Below are 14,925 nucleotides of genomic sequence, written 5' to 3'. Positions count from 1 at the left end.
GCCCGGACGCCGAGGATGCCGATGCCCTCGATCAGGACCACGGCCTCGATGAAGTAGGCCCACCCGAAGTTCGAGCCCTGGAACCGCGAAACCCGGCCCGCCTTGCGCGGGTGGTTGCGCTGCCGGACCGCGATCAGCACCAGGATGCCGACGACGGTGCCGACGCCGAGGATCTCCATCAGCAGGTGGAAGACCGCGAGGTCGTCCAGGATCGGCCAGCCCCAGGTCGGCACGAAGACCTCGCCGTAGGCCTCGAACAGCGCCAGGGAGCCGATCAGGAAGCCCCACATGACCAGCCAGTGCCAGATTCCGACGTTGCGGAACTTGTTCATCCGCGTGTGGGCGGCGAACTCCTTGACCATGGTGGCCAGCCGGGCCATGACGGGACCGTTTCGGGTGCCGTCGGGTTGCCCGAGGCGGATGATCCGCACGAATCGGGCGATGGTCATGGCGAACATGCTCCACGCGACGACGCCGAGCGCGACCGAGATCGCACCCAGCGTGATCTGTACAGCACCCATGCTCGCGGCCTCCTGTTTCGGGTGTTGTCCGTTTGGGGAGCGTACGCCCTATTACTCATGAGTAACCAGGGGGGCGGTGCTCGTGGTGGGAACAGTCGGTGATTCTGCGAGGTCCGAAGACCAAAAACTAGTTGTGCGATCGTCCAGTTTTCTCGGTAGCATCGGCCCGGGCGGAGTCCGAGGGGGTCGGTTCGGGTCGTGCAGTCGTTGCTGGGGTTCTACGGGTTGTCCCTGCTGGACGCCCTCAACCCGTCGGCGCTCGCCGTCACGGTGCTCCTGCTCTTGCGCGGCGGGCCGTACCGGTCACGGGTCGTGACGTACACAAGTGCGATTTTCGCCACTTATCTGGTCCTGGGCATCCTGATCTACTTCGGGCTCGACGGCGTCCTGCGGCTCGCCGACGCGCTCGTCGTGCAGCGCATCGGCTACGCGCTCGCGGCGGTCGGCGGCTCGGCGATGCTGCTCTACGCGCTGTTCCCGCCGAAGTCGGTGCGCCAGGGCCTGCGGATGCCGAAGCTGCCGGAGAACCTGCCGCTGCCGCTGGTGTTCACCGCCGGGATCACGATCACCGTCGCCGAGTTCAGCACCGCCCTGCCCTACCTCGGCGCGATCGGCATCCTGCGCGGCCACACGACCGATCCGCTGCTCGCGGTCCCGCTGCTGGTCAGCTACAACGCGATCTTCGTGCTGCCGCCGGTGCTGCTGATGCTCGGCTTCGCGCTGTTCGAGCCCGCCCTGCGGCCGAAACTGGAGGGCTGGCTGGAGCGGCGGCGTTCGAAGAAGGACGACAGCTGGCTGTGGATCCTCGGTATCGTCGGCTTCCTGCTGGCCCGAGCTGGGATCGTGTACTACGCAGGTGTTCTCGGGCTGCTGCCCGGTGGGGGTGTGTGATGGCCGAACCGGATTCCGTGCGCGCTTCGGACGCCGACCGGGAGGCGGTGGCCGAGCGGCTGAAGGCCGCGTTCGGCGAGGGCAGGCTCGACCTCGCCGAGTACGACGAGCGGGTGCGGGTCGCGTACGCGGCGGTCACGGTCGGCGAGCTCGCGCCGCTGACGGCGGACCTGCCCGCGCCCGCGAAGCCTCCGGCGTCGGCTTCGGCGTCGGCTTCGGCTTCGGCGTCGGCTTCGGGGGAGGCGGTCCGCGACCGCGGCCGGGAGAAGCTGGTCAAGGAGTGGCGGGACTGGGCCGGAACGTCGTTCCTGCTGGTCGGCATCTGGGCGGTCACGTCGTTCGCCTCCGGCGAGCTGAAGTTCTTCTGGCCGGTCATCCCGATGGGCATCTGGGCCGTGATCCTGGTCGCCGGGATGCTGTACGGCGGTTCCCGGAGGGGGTAACTCGCTCGTTTTGCTTGGTGGGTCGGGTGGCGGAACCTCAGGCGTCCGCTGGCTCCGGAATCTTTTTCCGACGTATGTCCAATACGACGGAAAAAGCTGTCCTCGCCAGCGAACGGCTGAGAACCCGCGGCGGTGCCGGTTGGCAGGGTGGGCTAAGCGGCTGCGCCGCTTGAGGGCGACGGCTGGGTTGGGGGCTTCTGAGTGCCGTTGCGGTGCGTACCCTGGAAACTAGTGCGGTCGTACAAGTTTCGAGGGGGTATCCGGTGGCGTACCTGGTCCTGGCGGTCGCGATCCTGTCCGAGGTGATCGCGACGGTGTCGCTGAAGCTGTCCGAGGGGTTCAGCAAGCCGCTCCCGTCCGTCCTGGTCGTCGTCGGCTACCTCGCCGCCTTCACCGCGCTGGGCGCCGTGCTCAAGCTCGGCCTGCCGGTCGGGGTCGTCTACGCGATCTGGGCGGGCGCGGGGGTCGCGCTGGTGGCGGTCATCGGGGCGGTGTTCCTCGGCGAGAGCGTCACCGCCGTGCAGATCGGTGGCATCGCGCTGATCATCGGAGGTGTCGTCGCGCTGGAGCTGGGAGGGGCGCATTGACCGTTGGGACCGACGGCAGGCGGGCCAAGGGCGAGCGGCGCCGCCGCGCCCTCGTCGACGCGACGCTGCGCGTCATCGGCCGCGACGGCGTCGCCGCGGTCTCCCACCGCAACATCGCCCGCGAGGCGGGCGTGCCCGCGGCCTCGATCGGCTACTACTTCGACAGCATCGACGACCTGCTGGTGGCGACCCTGCTCGACGGCGTCGAAGCGCTGGTCGCCGACATGGACCGGATGACCCGCGAGGTCACCTCCAACGAGCGGTGGCCTGCGGTGGTGGCCGAGTCGCTGGCCGAGATGCTCGACGCCAAGCGCGAGCGGACCATCGCCGAGTACGAGCTCTACCTGCTCGCCGCCCGCCGCCCCGCGCTGCGCCCGGCCGCGCGCCGCTGGATCGAGGTCGCCTCCGGCTACGTCAACGGCGGCGAGGGCGGCGACCCGGACGCGATCCGGGCCGCCTTCGCCACCATCGACGGCCTGCTGATGCAGGGCCTGATCGCCGACCGGCCGCCGACCGCGGCCGAGCTCACGCCCGCGCTGAAGTACGTGCTCCAGCCCGTCGACTACCTGCGCGGCGCCGGGATCATCCCCTGACCGGCTCGGCGCGGATCCGGCCGCGCATGGCCGCCCAGTAGATCGCCCCGGGCACCACGAGCCCGAGCAGCCAGGCGATGTCCGCGCCGCCGAGCGCGGGCACCAGGAACCCGGTGAACAGCTTCTCCACGTGCGAGAACGGGATCTGCACGAGGATCCCCGCGAAGTAGGCCACCAGCGCGGGCGCGCACCAACGGCCGTAGCGGCCGTCCGGGTCGTAGATCTCCTCCAGCGCGTAGTTCTCCTTGCGCAGGAAGTAGAAGTCGACCAGGTTGATCGCGCTCCACGGGGTCAGGAAGTACAGCAGGAAGTGCAGGAACAGCACGAAGTTCGACAGGAAGTCGCCGCGCCCCAGCACCGCGATCGTCCCGCCGGCGACACCGACGAACGCGATGTAGCCGATCCGCGCCGCGGGTGACAGCGCGATCCGGCGGGTGAAGGCGGTCAGCGTCGTCGCGACCGTCATGTAGCCGCCGTAGATGTTGAGCACGTTGACGGTGAACTTGCCCAGGGCGATCGCGAACAGCAGCGGCAGCACCAGGGCCTCGCCGCCGAGCCCGACGACGTAGGCGACCTCGCGGCCCTTGAACGCGTTGCCCGACACCGCGTAGGCCAGCGCGCCGAACGACATCGCCCAGACCGAACCGAGCACCGTGCCGCCGTAGGTCCACCAGAACGTCGACCGCACCGACGTGCTCGACGGCAGGTACCGCGAGGTGTCCGCGACGTAGGGGCCGAAGGTGAGCTGCCAGGACGCGGTCAGGGACAGGGCGAGCAGGAAGGCGGGGAAGTCCAGCTCCGCGCCCGCCAGCACCGCGCCGACGTCGTGCCCGGCCAGCAGCCGGAAGGTCAGGTAGACGAACACGACCACCGACAGCAGCGAGGCGATCCAGCCGAACCGGTGGATCAGCCGGTAGCCGAGGATCGCGATCGCCGCCGAGAGCGCGGCGTAGAGCAGCACGCTCAGGTCCACCGGCATCCCGGTGATCTCGGCGAGCGCCTGCCCGCCCAGGACGTTGCCGCTGGCGAAGTACCCGAGGTACATCAGGACGACCAGGACCAGCGGCAGCACCGCGCCGTACACGCCGAACTGCGCGCGGCTCTGGATCATCTGCGGGATGCCCAGCCGCGGGCCCTGCGCCGCGTGCAGCGCCATCGGCACCCCGCCCAGCGCGTTGCCCACCGCGATCGCGATCAGCGCCCACAGCGGGTGCAGTCCCACCAGCACGGTCAGCGCGCCGGTCACGGCCGAGGTGATCTGCATGTTCGCCGCGAACCAGAGCGTGAACAGGCTGCGCGGGTGGCCGTGCCGCTCGGCTTCCGGGATCCGGTCGATGGAACGCCGCTCGACTTCGAGTGCTGTTGTCATACCCACCTCCGTTGCGTTGCGTTCCATTGGTGGTCCGCGGGCCCCGCCCGCCAATGCCGCTCGGCCAGTGCCCGTCTGCGATCCCAGACCGGCGGATCCGGGGCGGCCCGGGGCGGGCTCAGGGGTCACCCCGATGTCACGGGCGGTCGCCGCGCGTAGTTTCGGGGGTGATCACCAAGGGGGTTGGAGATGGTCCGGGTGGGGCTCGCGGTCGGCGGTGCGGCGCTGGTGCTTGCGGGAGCGGCGGCGCTGACCTGGAGTCAGGCCGACTACGAGGAGATCCGGACCGTGCCGCTGGAGGGCATCGGGTCGGTCCAGCTCGCGGGCGGAGCGGGCGGGATCGAGGTGCGCTACGAACCCGGTGCCCGCGGTGAGGTGCGGGAGAAGGTGCATCGCGCCGCTCTTTGGGGTGGCGGCGCGGACGCCGGGCACCGGGTCGAGGGCGACCGGCTGGTGCTGGGCACCAGCTGCGGCTGGAACTGCGGCGTCGACTACTCGGTGACGTTGCCGACGCCGGTGCCGGTCCGCGGCGAGCTGGGGTCGGGGTCGCTCGACGTGGACGGGATGGCGTCGGTGGACGCCAGGGTCGCTTCCGGCGGCGTGCACGTGCGGCGCGTCGACGGACCCGTCCTGGTGGACTCCCGCTCCGGAGAGGTGGTCCTGGCCGATCTCGGCGGCGACGTCGAGGTGCGCGGTCGCAGCGGCGGGGTCGACGCGCGAGAGCTGCGCGGGGAGCGCTTCGTCGCCGACGTCGCCTCGGGCAGCGTCAGCGCGCGGTTGACCGCGCCGCGGACGGTCGACGTCAGCTCCGGCAGCGGCGGCATCGACCTCGCCGTGCCGAGGGGGGCGTACCGGGTCGACTCCGACACCGGCAGCGGCGGTGAGGAGATCGGCGTGCAGCGCGATCCGAACTCCCAGCAGAGCATCAGGGTGTCCACGCGTAGCGGATCGATCGAGGTCAAGCCGCTCTGAAGAGTCGGCCGCAACTTGAGCAGTGATCACAAGGGGGAAGTCGTGATGGTTCGTGTGGGGCTCGCGGTCGGCGGAGCGGTGCTGGTGTTGCTGGGAGGTGCGGCGCTGACCTGGGCGTCGGTTCCCGGCGCGGCCGAGTCGACGGTGACGCCGGTGGACGGGATCAGCGGCGTCGAGCTCAACGGCGGGTCGGGGGACGTCGAGATCCGGTACGTGCCCGGCGCGCGGGGAGAGGTCCGCGAGGAGGTGCGCCGGAGCTGGTGGGGCGGTGGCGGCAGCGGTCCCGCGCACCGCGTCGAGGGCGGCGAGCTGCGGCTCGACGCCGAGTGCGGGTGGAACTGCGAAGTCCGGTACTGGGTCACGCTGCCCGCTCCGGTGCCGGTCAGCGGCGAGCTCGGGTCGGGCGACCTCGACGTGGACGGGATGACCTCGGTGGACGCCCGCGTGGGATCCGGCGGGGTCGAGCTGCGCCGGGTGGCCGGGCCGGTGGTGGTGAAGGCCAGCTCCGGCGAGGTGACCTTGAAGGACATCGGCGGTGACGTCGACGTCGAGAGCAGCAGCGGCGGGATCGACGCCGACGACCTGCGCGGCGCCCGCTTCCGGGCCGACGTCAGCTCGGGATCGGTGTCGGCGCGCCTGGCCGCTCCGCAGGACGTCGACATCCACACCGGCAGCGGCGGGATCGACCTCTCGGTCCCCTCGGGCGGCTACCGGGTGGAATCGGACACGGGAAGCGGCGGCGAGGAGATCGGCGTGGCGCAGGACCCGAACGCCCCGCGGCAGCTCCGGCTGTCCACGGGAAGCGGATCGATCGAGGTCAAGCCGCTCTGAGCACCGCCGGGCAGCCGTGCGTCCGCAGTCGGGCGCACGGCTGCTTCGCGTCCCGGGAACTTCCTGACCTGGCCGGGCGTTGGACAGGCAGAAAGCTTGAGTGCGATCGGCTCAACCCGGTTTGACGGGGGCGGACCCGAGTCGGTAAAACTTGAGCCAGCAAGGCTCAACGGGCTTGACCAGCCCTTGGGCGGACAGGCAATTGAGCAGGAGGAACCACCCATGGCGCGAGCGGTCGGAATCGACCTGGGGACGACCAACTCCGTCGTTTCCGTCCTTGAGGGCGGTGAGTCGACGGTGATCGCCAACTCGGAGGGCTCGCGGACCACGCCGTCCGTGGTGGCGTTCGCGAAGAACGGCGAGATCCTCACGGGCCAGCCGGCGAAGAACCAGGCGGTGACCAACGTGGATCGCACGATCCGGTCGGTCAAGCGGCACATGGGTACCGACTGGAAGACCACGGTCGACGACAAGGCGTACACGCCGCAGGAGATCTCGGCGCGGGTGCTGATGAAGCTCAAGCGCGACGCCGAGGCTTACCTGGGCGAGGACGTCACCGACGCGGTGATCACGGTTCCCGCGTACTTCGAGGACGCGCAGCGGCAGGCCACCAAGGAGGCAGGCCAGATCGCGGGCCTGAACGTGCTGCGGATCGTCAACGAGCCGACCGCCGCCGCCCTCGCCTACGGCCTGGACAAGGGCGAGAAGGAGCAGACGATCCTGGTGTTCGACCTCGGTGGTGGCACGTTCGACGTGTCGCTGCTGGAGATCGGCGAGGGCGTCGTGGAGGTGCGCGCCACCAGCGGTGACAACCACCTGGGCGGTGACGACTGGGACGAGCGGGTCGTCGAGTGGCTGGTGGAGAAGTTCAAGTCCTCCAACGGCATCGACCTGACCAAGGACAAGATGGCCCTGCAGCGGATCAAGGAAGCCGCGGAGAAGGCCAAGATCGAGCTCTCGTCGTCGTCGACGGCCAACATCAACCTGCCCTACATCACGGTCGACTCGGACAAGAACCCGCTGTTCCTGGACGAGACCCTGTCCCGGGCGGAGTTCCAGCGCATCACCTCGGACCTGCTGGAGCGCACCCGCAAGCCGTTCGAGGCCGTGATCCGCGACGCCGGCATCAAGGTCGGCGACATCGACCACGTGGTGCTGGTCGGCGGTTCGACCCGCATGCCCGCGGTCTCCGACCTGGTCAAGGAGCTGACCGGCGGCAAGGAGCCGAACAAGGGCGTCAACCCGGACGAGGTCGTCGCCGTGGGCGCCGCGCTGCAGGCGGGCGTGCTGCGCGGTGAGGTCAAGGACGTCCTGCTGCTGGACGTCACCCCGCTGTCCCTGGGCATCGAGACCAAGGGCGGCATCATGACCAAGCTCATCGAGCGCAACACCACCATCCCCACCAAGCGGTCCGAGACCTTCACCACCGCCGACGACAACCAGCCGTCGGTGCAGATCCAGGTCTTCCAGGGCGAGCGCGAGATCGCCGCGCACAACAAGAAGCTCGGCATGTTCGAGCTGACCGGGCTGCCCCCGGCGCCGCGCGGCGTGCCGCAGATCGAGGTCTCGTTCGACATCGACGCCAACGGCATCGTGCACGTCAACGCCAAGGACCTGGGCACTGGCAAGGAGCAGTCGATGACCATCACCGGCGGCTCCGCGCTGCCGAAGGACGACATCGACCGCATGGTCAAGGACGCCGAGGCCCACGCGGAGGAGGACAAGAAGCGCCGCGAGGAGGCCGAGGCCCGCAACCAGGCCGAGACGCTGGTCTACCAGACCGAGAAGGTCCTCAAGGACAACGACGAGAAGCTGCCCGAGGAGGCCAAGACCAAGGTCAAGGCCGCCATCGACGAGGTCAACGAGGCGCTCAAGGGCGAGGACGTCACCGCGATCAAGAACGCGGTGGAGAAGCTCGCCACCGAGTCCCAGGCCCTCGGCCAGGCCCTCTACGCCGACGCCGGTGCCGGCGCCGCCGGTGCGGGCGCGGGTGCCGCCGATGACGCCACCTCCTCGGCCAAGGCCGACGACGACGTGGTGGACGCGGAGATCGTCGACGACGAGGACGAGAAGAAGAAGTGACGGCGGACGGGCCAGAGATGTCGCAGAACGAAGGTGAGCAGGAGCCGGTCGTGGTCCGGGACCGCCGCCGGATCGACCCGGAGACCGGTCAGCGCCGGACTCCGGACCCGGCCGCCGGGCCGGGCCCGGACCAGGGCGAGCCGGACGTGGCCGCGTCCATCTCCGGCACCCTCGACGACGAGCTCGCCGAGGCCGAGGCGGCCGTCGGCGAGGCCCCGACCGGGCTGCAGGCGCAGGTCGACGAGCTGACCGCGGACCTCAAGCGGGTCACCGCCGAGTACGCGAACTACCGCAAGCGGGTGGAACGCGACCGCGAAGCGGTGATCGAGGCCGCGAAGGCGTCCGTGGCGGGCGACCTGCTGACGGTGCTCGACGACCTGGAGCGCGCGGAGTCGCACGGCGACCTCAACGGTGCCTTCAAGGCCGTGGCCGACAAGCTCGTCGGTTCGTTGAACGCGGCCGGCCTGGTGGCGTTCGGCGAGGAGGGCGACGAGTTCGACCCGTCGGTGCACGAGGCGGTGCAGCACAGCACCTCGCCGGAGGTCTCCGGACCGACGGTGACCGCGGTGCTGCGGCGCGGGTACCGGTTCGGCGAGCGGGTGCTGCGCCCGGCGATGGTCGCGGTGACCGACCACGAACCGGGCGAGGCCCCGGCAGAGCAAGGCTGACGTGAGCGGGAGGAGGGGCGTCCAGTGAGTGCACGGGAATGGCTCGACAAGGATTTCTACGCCGAACTGGGCGTCTCTTCCGACGCGTCGTCGGACGAGATCAAGAAGGCGTACCGGAAGCTGGCGCGGGAGAACCACCCCGACGCCAACCCCGGTAACAGCCGCGCCGAGAACAAGTTCAAGGCCGTGTCCGAGGCCTACGGGGTGCTCTCGGACCCGGAGAAGCGCAAGCAGTACGACGAGGCCCGCAGGCTGTTCGGCGCGGGCTTCGGCAGCGGGCAGGGCGGCCCCGGTTTCGGCGGCTTCGGCAGCGGTACCGGCGGTTTCGACCTCGGCGACCTGTTCGGCGGTGCGCAGGCCGGTGGCGGCGGGCTCGGCGACCTGTTCGGCGGCCTGTTCGGCAACCGCCGCGGCGGCGGCGCGACCACGGCCAACCGGCCCCGGCGCGGCGCCGACGTCGAGACCGAGGTGACGATCGACTTCACCGAGTCGGTCCGGGGCGCGACCGTCCCGCTGCGCCTGTCCAGCCCGGCGACCTGCACGAACTGCCACGGCTCCGGTGCGCGCCCCGGCACCCGCCCGCGCACCTGCTCGACCTGCGCGGGCGCCGGGCTGGTGACCCGCAACCAGGGCGCGTTCGCGTTCAGCGAGCCGTGCCCGGACTGCCGCGGTCGCGGGCAGCTCATCGACGACCCGTGCCCCGAGTGCCGGGGCGAGGGCGTCAGCACGCGCACCCGCACCCTGACCGTCCGCATCCCGCAGGGGGTCTCGGACGGGCAGCGGATCCGGCTGGCCGCCCAGGGCGAGCCGGGCAAGCACGGTGCGGCGGCGGGCGACCTCTACGTCGTGGTGCACGTCAAGCCGCACCGCGTGTTCGGCCGATCCGGTGACGACCTCACCATCACGGTTCCGGTCACCTTCCCCGAGTTGACCTTGGGAACTACGTTGACGGTGCCGACCCTCGACGGGAAGGTGTCGCTGAAGGTCCAGCCGGGCACCAGCAGCGGCCGGACCCTGCGGGTCCGCGGCAAGGGCGTGCAGAACAAGACCGGTGGCAGCGGTGATCTCCTGGTCACCCTGCAGGTCGCGGTTCCGTCCAAGTTGGACGGCAAGGCGGCGGAGGCGTTGCGTGCGTACGCGGAGGCGACCGCGGATCACGACCCGCGCGGGGACCTCGACGAGTTGCTCGGGAGGTAAGGCATGACCAGCGGTGAGCGGCGTTCACGGCTGACCATGACGGTCGGGTTCCCACCCGGCGCCAACGAGGACACCCCGGTGTTCGTGATCTCGGTCGCCGCCGAGCTGTCCGGGCTGCACGCCCAGACCTTGCGCAGCTACGACCGGCTCGGCCTGGTCTCCCCCGGGCGGACCCCTGCGGGCGGGCGCCGCTACTCGGCGCGCGACATCGCCCTGCTGCGCGAGGTCCAGCGGCTCTCCCAGGAGGAGGGCGTCAACCTCGCGGGCATCAAGCGGATCATCGAGCTGGAGAACGAGGTCGACGCGCTGCGCGAGAAGGTGCAGGAGCTGATGACCGAGGTCGCCGCCGCGCACGCCGCCGCCGAGCAGGCCGCGGCCCAGGTGCACGCCTCCTACCGCCGCGACCTGGTCCCGGTCCGGCAGGAAACCGCGCTCGTCGTCTGGAAACCCGACCGCAAGCGCTGAACCCGCTACACAGCTCCGGGCGCCTGGTCCCAGGAGATGACCCGCGCGGTGGCGGACGCCGTCGCGACGGGCTCCGGGGAGTCTCCGGTGAACAGCGCTGCTTCCAGGTGGGCCAGGTCCCCGTCGCGGTGCACGACGCGGCCACTTCCGATGATCCGCCCGGGGCGGACGGGCCGGAGGAACCGGACGTTGAGGTCCGCGGTGGACTGGAACTGGTCCGACCCGAGTGTGGAGAGCAGCGCGGGGCCGACCGTGTCGTAGAGCATCGCCGCGAGGAACGCCCCGAGCACGTTGCCCGCCGGATTCGTGAAGTCCCGGGTCGCGGTGAACGCGAGCTCGATCGTGCCGCGCTTCTCGTCGGCGGCGACGAACTCCATGCCCAGCGACGCCGCCGCCGGCGGCATCGGCGCCCGGCCGTTCATCGCGTCCCAGAACGGTCCCGACCGCGCGGTCATCCGGGGCTCAGTCCAGGGTGAACGGGTCGTACTGGATGTGGTCCAGCGGCGTCCCGGCCACCAGCATCCGCGAGACCGTCGCCCGGATCATCCCCGGCGACCCGCTGACCAGCACGTCCCGCTCCGACCAGGCGCCGTAGCGGGTCACCACGTCGGCGAGCGTGCCGTGCTCGGCGCCAGACGCCGCCGGGTCGTTCTCCAGCACTGGCGTCACCGTCAGCCACGGGTTGCTCATCGCGACCCGCTGGAGGTTCTCCAGGTCGTAGAGGTCACCGCGCTCGCGCCCGCCGTAGAACAGCTGCACCCGCGGGTTGTCGCCGTACTGCGCCAGATCATCGATGACCGCGCGCATCGGTGTCAGGCCGGTGCCGCCCGCGATCATCAGCACGTCCCGGCCCGCTTCGCGGTCCACGTTGAGCCGGCCCATCGGGGAGCCGATCCGCCACACGTCACCGGGCCGGGCGTGCCCGACCAGCGCGCGGCTGACCCAGCCGCCCTCGACGGCGCGGATGTGGAACTCCATGATCCCGTCTTCGCGCGGGGCGTTGGCCGGCGTCAGGTAGCGCCACAGCCGCGGACGCTGCGGCACCTCGACGCTCACGTACTGCCCGGCCTGGTAGGGCACCGGATGGTCGGGCTCGATCCGGATCACGGCGAGGTCCCAGCTCAGCCGCTCGTGGTGGACGATCTCGCCGTTGTACCAGGCGGGGCCCTCGTCGGCGGCGGCCGCTTCGGTCATGGCCGAGGCCATGACCGTGTACGCCTCCGCCCAGGCCCGCTCGACACTCTCGGTCCAGGCGTCGCCCGCGTGCTTCTTGATGGACGCGAGCAGCGCGGTGCCGACGGCCTCGTAGTGCACGGCGACCACGCCGAACTTGCGGTGGTCGCGGCCGAGCTGGTGCAGGAAGGGCAGCAGGTCGTCGGGCCGGTCGACCATCTGGATCACGTGCACGAGGGCGCGCAGCAGCCTGCTGCGCTGCACCTCCATGTTCACCGCGAACAGTTCCCGGGTGGCAGGCGACAGGCTGAAGAGCATGCCGTAGAAGAACCGGGCGACCTCGTCGGCCCGGGGTTCGACCACGGCCCAGCTCTCGCGGATCAGGCGGACCATCTGGCTGACCCCGGCGGAGGGCTCGCGGTTCGGGGGCGGTCCGGGGCTCAGTACGGCGTTCGCTGTCATGGTTCGGGCGCAGTCTTCTCCACGTGGGCGGTCGCACCGGTTTCAGGCACGTCACTGTCTGCCAAGCGTCCCCCGACAAGGGGGGACCTTAACGTGCCCGCTGGGTCGCGTGCGCCTTGATGGCACTTTTGAGTGCATTTTAACTACAACTTGTAGACATCCCGTGGATCTGTTGGGCGAACCAGGTATCGGCCACTGTCCGTATGGACGAGTTTCGTGACACGGTGGCGCGCGTGATCAGCCAACCCCCGAGCGCGTTACCCGACCCGCTGCCGCCGACCGGCACCGCGGACGAGGAGCTGCTGGCGCTGGAGCTGTCGGAACCACCACCCCCGACGCGGTCCCGGCCCGCGCTGGAGCCTCCGGCGGACCCGTTCGCCGACGAAGCGGTCCGGCTGCCCGGATCGTCCGGAGAGCACCTGCTCCAGTGCGCCTACGGCACCGAGAAGAGAGCGCGCCGCTTCTACGACGACCAGGTGCTCGACCACCTCAACCCGCAGATGAAGGAGTTCATCGGCCGGATGGAGCTGGCCTTCGTGGCCACCGCCGACGCCGGTGGTGAGTGCGACTCCAGCCTCCGGGCCGGGCCGCCCGGCTTCATCGAGGTGCTCGACGACCACCACCTCGCATACCCCGAGTACCGGGGCAACGGCGTGCTCGCCAGCCTCGGCAACATCAGTGAGAATCCGCACATCGGGATCCTGATGGTCGACTTCGTCACCGATCTGATCGGCCTGCACGTCAACGGCCGGGCCCGGGTCGTGGAGGACGCGGAGCTGCGGGCCGTGCACCCGGCGCTGCCGACCGAGTTCGACCGCGGCCGGACGCCGGAGCGCTGGGTGGTCGTGCAGGTGGTGGAGTCCTACGTGCACTGCCGCAAGCACATCCCGCGGATGGCCCCGGTGCTGCGCCAGCGCAGCTGGGGCACCGACGACGTCAAGCGCAAGGGCGGCGACTACTTCGAAGCCAAGGGCACCCCGCGGCCGTGGCACCGGGTGAACGCCGAGGTGCGCTGAGTCGCGTCCCACCCGAAGAGATCATGGCCGGTGACCTGCCCAAGCCAGACATTTCGCAAGATACTGTCTGCGGGGCCGCCGAGTCGGCGGCCGTGTCCGCGGACAGTGGGAGAGTCGTGATCGAGCAGGAGCAGGCCAGGAGCGCGGGTGGCGGGGTCCGCGACGAAGGCATCGACCGGCGGACCGCTGCCGAGGCGATCGAGCGCGAGCTCGTGATGATGTTCCGCCGGGCCCGCAACGTCTCCAGCATGGTCGCCGAGCAGGTGCACCCGGACCTCGACCCGGCGTCGTACAGCCTGCTGCTGATGGTCGACGAGCACGGCCCGCTGCGCGGTATGGATGTCGCGGACCGGACCCGGCTGGACAAGTCCACCGTGAGCAGGCAGATCGCCACCCTGGTCGAGCTGGACCTGCTGGAGCGGGTGCCCGACCCGGACGACGGCCGCGCCCGCCGCATCCAGCTCTCCGAGCTGGGGCGAGCCCGGCTGGAGCAGGTCCGCAACCAGCGGCGCAGGCACCTGCACGGCCAGTTCGCGAGCTGGACGACGCAGGACCTCAAGGACATGGCCCGGCTGCTGAACAAGCTCAACGGCATGATGTGACCCGTCCCGGAGGGGCTGTTGGTCGGCTGGTCCGCTGACCTGCTGATCCGCGCTCGTCCACTGGAGACCTTTGGGCCGTTTCAGGCCGACGGCACCTGGAGCGCTTCCCGCCCGCGGCAGCCGAGCTGACTCCCGCCGATGGCACTTGGACTCACTCCCGCCGACGGCACCCGGACCGGCTTCTGCCGACGGCACCCGGACCAGCTCCCGCTGGCGGCACCCGGACCGGCTCCCGCTGGCGGCGCTTGGACCGACTCCTGCTGACGGCAGCTGGACCGACTCCCGCCGACCGCACTCGGACCCACTCCCGCTGAGCCGCCGGAAGCTTCCTACCGGACCGTTCGCTCCGCTCCGCCGGGGCGCGTTCCCCATCCCACCGGGTCGGCGTCGACGTGCCCACTTCCCGCTGCGTCGGCACGCCCGCTCTCGTGGAGGGTGCGCTCGCTCCAGGTCGCTCGGCGCGCGCCCGCCGGGCCCGTGCGCTGCTCCGCACTGAGTCGCTTGGCCCCTGAGCCGCTGCTCTCCGTTGAGTCGCTGTCGCTGTACCCGCTGCTGAGTCGCCGTCGCTGTGCCCTGCCGCTGTTCCCCGTTGAGCCACTGAGCCGCCGTGCCCGCTGAGCCGCTGCTCTCCGCTGAACCGCTGTATCCCGCTGCCGCTGGGTCCGCTGCCGCTGTGCCTGCTGTCGCTGTGCCCCGCTGTCGCTGGTGCCGCTGCCGCTGGGCCGATGCGCCCCGCTCCAGCGCAGCGGCGTGCCCGCTTCCTGCCGGCTCAGTGCCCGCCACTCCGACCGAGCCGGGCACGGGCCGTCCTGCTAGACCCGTCCCGGCACTCCGGCACTCCGGCACTCCGGCACTCCGGCACTCCGGCACTCCGGCACTCCGGCACTCCGGCACTCCGGCACTCCGGCACTCCGGCACTCCGGCACTCCGGCACTCCGGCACCAGGGCGCCCCTGCCCCGGGACCGCCCCCGCCGCCCCGAGCCTCCCGCGCCCGCCCCACTCCCCATCAAGTTGCTAAGAACAACTAACTCAAGTATAGTTGTGTTGAGCAA

General features: G+C 70.7%; 15 protein-coding genes and 1 pseudogene. 12 read left to right on the top strand and 4 right to left on the bottom strand.

What is annotated here, in order from left to right; genetic code table 11:
- Positions 1 to 521, bottom strand: a pseudogene (locus tag ABD691_RS29465) (Fe-S oxidoreductase); the annotation flags it as partial.
- Between the two features lie 198 nt (positions 522 to 719).
- On the opposite strand from ABD691_RS29465, the gene ABD691_RS29460 reads away from it, so the two are divergent.
- The 4 genes from ABD691_RS29460 (at position 720) to ABD691_RS29445 (ending at position 3,035) form a co-directional block, all read left to right on the top strand.
- A complete protein-coding gene (locus ABD691_RS29460; RefSeq protein WP_344685285.1) occupies positions 720 to 1,412 on the top strand; it encodes a GAP family protein in 693 nt (230 codons plus the stop codon).
- A complete protein-coding gene (locus ABD691_RS29455) occupies positions 1,412 to 1,855 on the top strand; it encodes a DUF1707 SHOCT-like domain-containing protein (protein WP_344685283.1) in 444 nt (147 codons plus the stop codon). The genes ABD691_RS29460 and ABD691_RS29455 overlap by 1 nt, the downstream gene beginning before the upstream one ends.
- Before the next feature lie 263 nt (positions 1,856 to 2,118).
- Positions 2,119 to 2,442, top strand: a complete 324-nt coding sequence (locus ABD691_RS29450) for a DMT family transporter (RefSeq protein ID WP_344685281.1) — start codon at positions 2,119 to 2,121, stop codon at positions 2,440 to 2,442.
- Positions 2,439 to 3,035, top strand: coding sequence for a TetR/AcrR family transcriptional regulator (locus tag ABD691_RS29445; protein WP_344685280.1), 597 nt, complete (start codon positions 2,439 to 2,441; stop codon positions 3,033 to 3,035). The genes ABD691_RS29450 and ABD691_RS29445 overlap by 4 nt, the downstream gene beginning before the upstream one ends.
- Here the strand turns inward: ABD691_RS29445 and ABD691_RS29440 are convergent.
- Positions 3,025 to 4,404, bottom strand: a complete 1,380-nt coding sequence (locus tag ABD691_RS29440) for a purine-cytosine permease family protein (protein WP_344685278.1) — start codon at positions 4,402 to 4,404, stop codon at positions 3,025 to 3,027. The two genes, ABD691_RS29445 and ABD691_RS29440, sit on opposite strands and share 11 nt — an antisense overlap.
- A gap of 189 nt (positions 4,405 to 4,593) precedes the next feature.
- Between ABD691_RS29440 and ABD691_RS29435 the strand changes: the two genes are divergently transcribed.
- From ABD691_RS29435 to ABD691_RS29410, 6 genes are all read left to right on the top strand, one after another.
- The gene (locus ABD691_RS29435; protein WP_344685276.1) at positions 4,594 to 5,376 is read left to right on the top strand and encodes a DUF4097 family beta strand repeat-containing protein; all 783 of its coding nucleotides are present in this window, start codon (positions 4,594 to 4,596) and stop codon (positions 5,374 to 5,376) included.
- A gap of 45 nt (positions 5,377 to 5,421) precedes the next feature.
- Positions 5,422 to 6,207 (top strand): DUF4097 family beta strand repeat-containing protein, encoded by a 786-nt coding sequence (locus ABD691_RS29430; RefSeq protein WP_344685462.1) that lies wholly within the window; start codon positions 5,422 to 5,424, stop codon positions 6,205 to 6,207.
- 222 nt (positions 6,208 to 6,429) lie between these two features.
- Positions 6,430 to 8,289 carry a molecular chaperone DnaK gene (gene dnaK, locus ABD691_RS29425; protein WP_344685274.1) on the top strand — a complete coding sequence of 620 codons (1,860 nt, stop codon included), beginning with the start codon at positions 6,430 to 6,432 and terminating at the stop codon, positions 8,287 to 8,289.
- A gap of 17 nt (positions 8,290 to 8,306) precedes the next feature.
- Positions 8,307 to 8,957, top strand: coding sequence for a nucleotide exchange factor GrpE (gene grpE, locus ABD691_RS29420; RefSeq protein ID WP_344685272.1), 651 nt, complete (start codon positions 8,307 to 8,309; stop codon positions 8,955 to 8,957).
- A gap of 24 nt (positions 8,958 to 8,981) precedes the next feature.
- Positions 8,982 to 10,154 carry a molecular chaperone DnaJ gene (dnaJ, locus tag ABD691_RS29415; RefSeq protein WP_344685270.1) on the top strand — a complete coding sequence of 391 codons (1,173 nt, stop codon included), beginning with the start codon at positions 8,982 to 8,984 and terminating at the stop codon, positions 10,152 to 10,154.
- Between the two features lie 3 nt (positions 10,155 to 10,157).
- Entirely contained in the window at positions 10,158 to 10,619 is a 462-nt protein-coding gene (locus ABD691_RS29410) for a heat shock protein transcriptional repressor HspR (RefSeq protein WP_344685268.1), read from the top strand.
- Positions 10,620 to 10,624: 5 nt separating this feature from the next.
- Here ABD691_RS29410 and ABD691_RS29405 read toward each other — a convergent pair whose 3' ends face one another.
- Both ABD691_RS29405 and ABD691_RS29400 read right to left on the bottom strand, forming a co-directional pair.
- On the bottom strand, positions 10,625 to 11,074 hold the full coding sequence (locus tag ABD691_RS29405) for a PaaI family thioesterase (RefSeq protein ID WP_344685266.1): 450 nt from the start codon (positions 11,072 to 11,074) through the stop codon (positions 10,625 to 10,627).
- 7 nt (positions 11,075 to 11,081) lie between these two features.
- Positions 11,082 to 12,185: an FAD-binding oxidoreductase gene (locus tag ABD691_RS29400; RefSeq protein ID WP_344685460.1), complete on the bottom strand. Its 1,104-nt coding sequence runs from the start codon at positions 12,183 to 12,185 to the stop codon at positions 11,082 to 11,084.
- A 302-nt stretch (positions 12,186 to 12,487) separates the two neighbouring features.
- On the opposite strand from ABD691_RS29400, the gene ABD691_RS29395 reads away from it, so the two are divergent.
- The gene (locus tag ABD691_RS29395; RefSeq protein ID WP_344685264.1) at positions 12,488 to 13,270 is read left to right on the top strand and encodes a pyridoxamine 5'-phosphate oxidase family protein; all 783 of its coding nucleotides are present in this window, start codon (positions 12,488 to 12,490) and stop codon (positions 13,268 to 13,270) included.
- Between the two features lie 116 nt (positions 13,271 to 13,386).
- The gene (locus ABD691_RS29390) at positions 13,387 to 13,872 is read left to right on the top strand and encodes a MarR family winged helix-turn-helix transcriptional regulator (protein ID WP_344685261.1); all 486 of its coding nucleotides are present in this window, start codon (positions 13,387 to 13,389) and stop codon (positions 13,870 to 13,872) included.
- Positions 13,873 to 14,925 lie beyond the last annotated feature (1,053 nt).

The organism is Saccharopolyspora taberi (assembly GCF_039534165.1).
Classification (GTDB): domain Bacteria; phylum Actinomycetota; class Actinomycetes; order Mycobacteriales; family Pseudonocardiaceae; genus Saccharopolyspora_D; species Saccharopolyspora_D taberi.
Note: the sequence above shows the minus strand (reverse complement) of the source record. Positions and strands in the feature narration are given on the sequence as shown.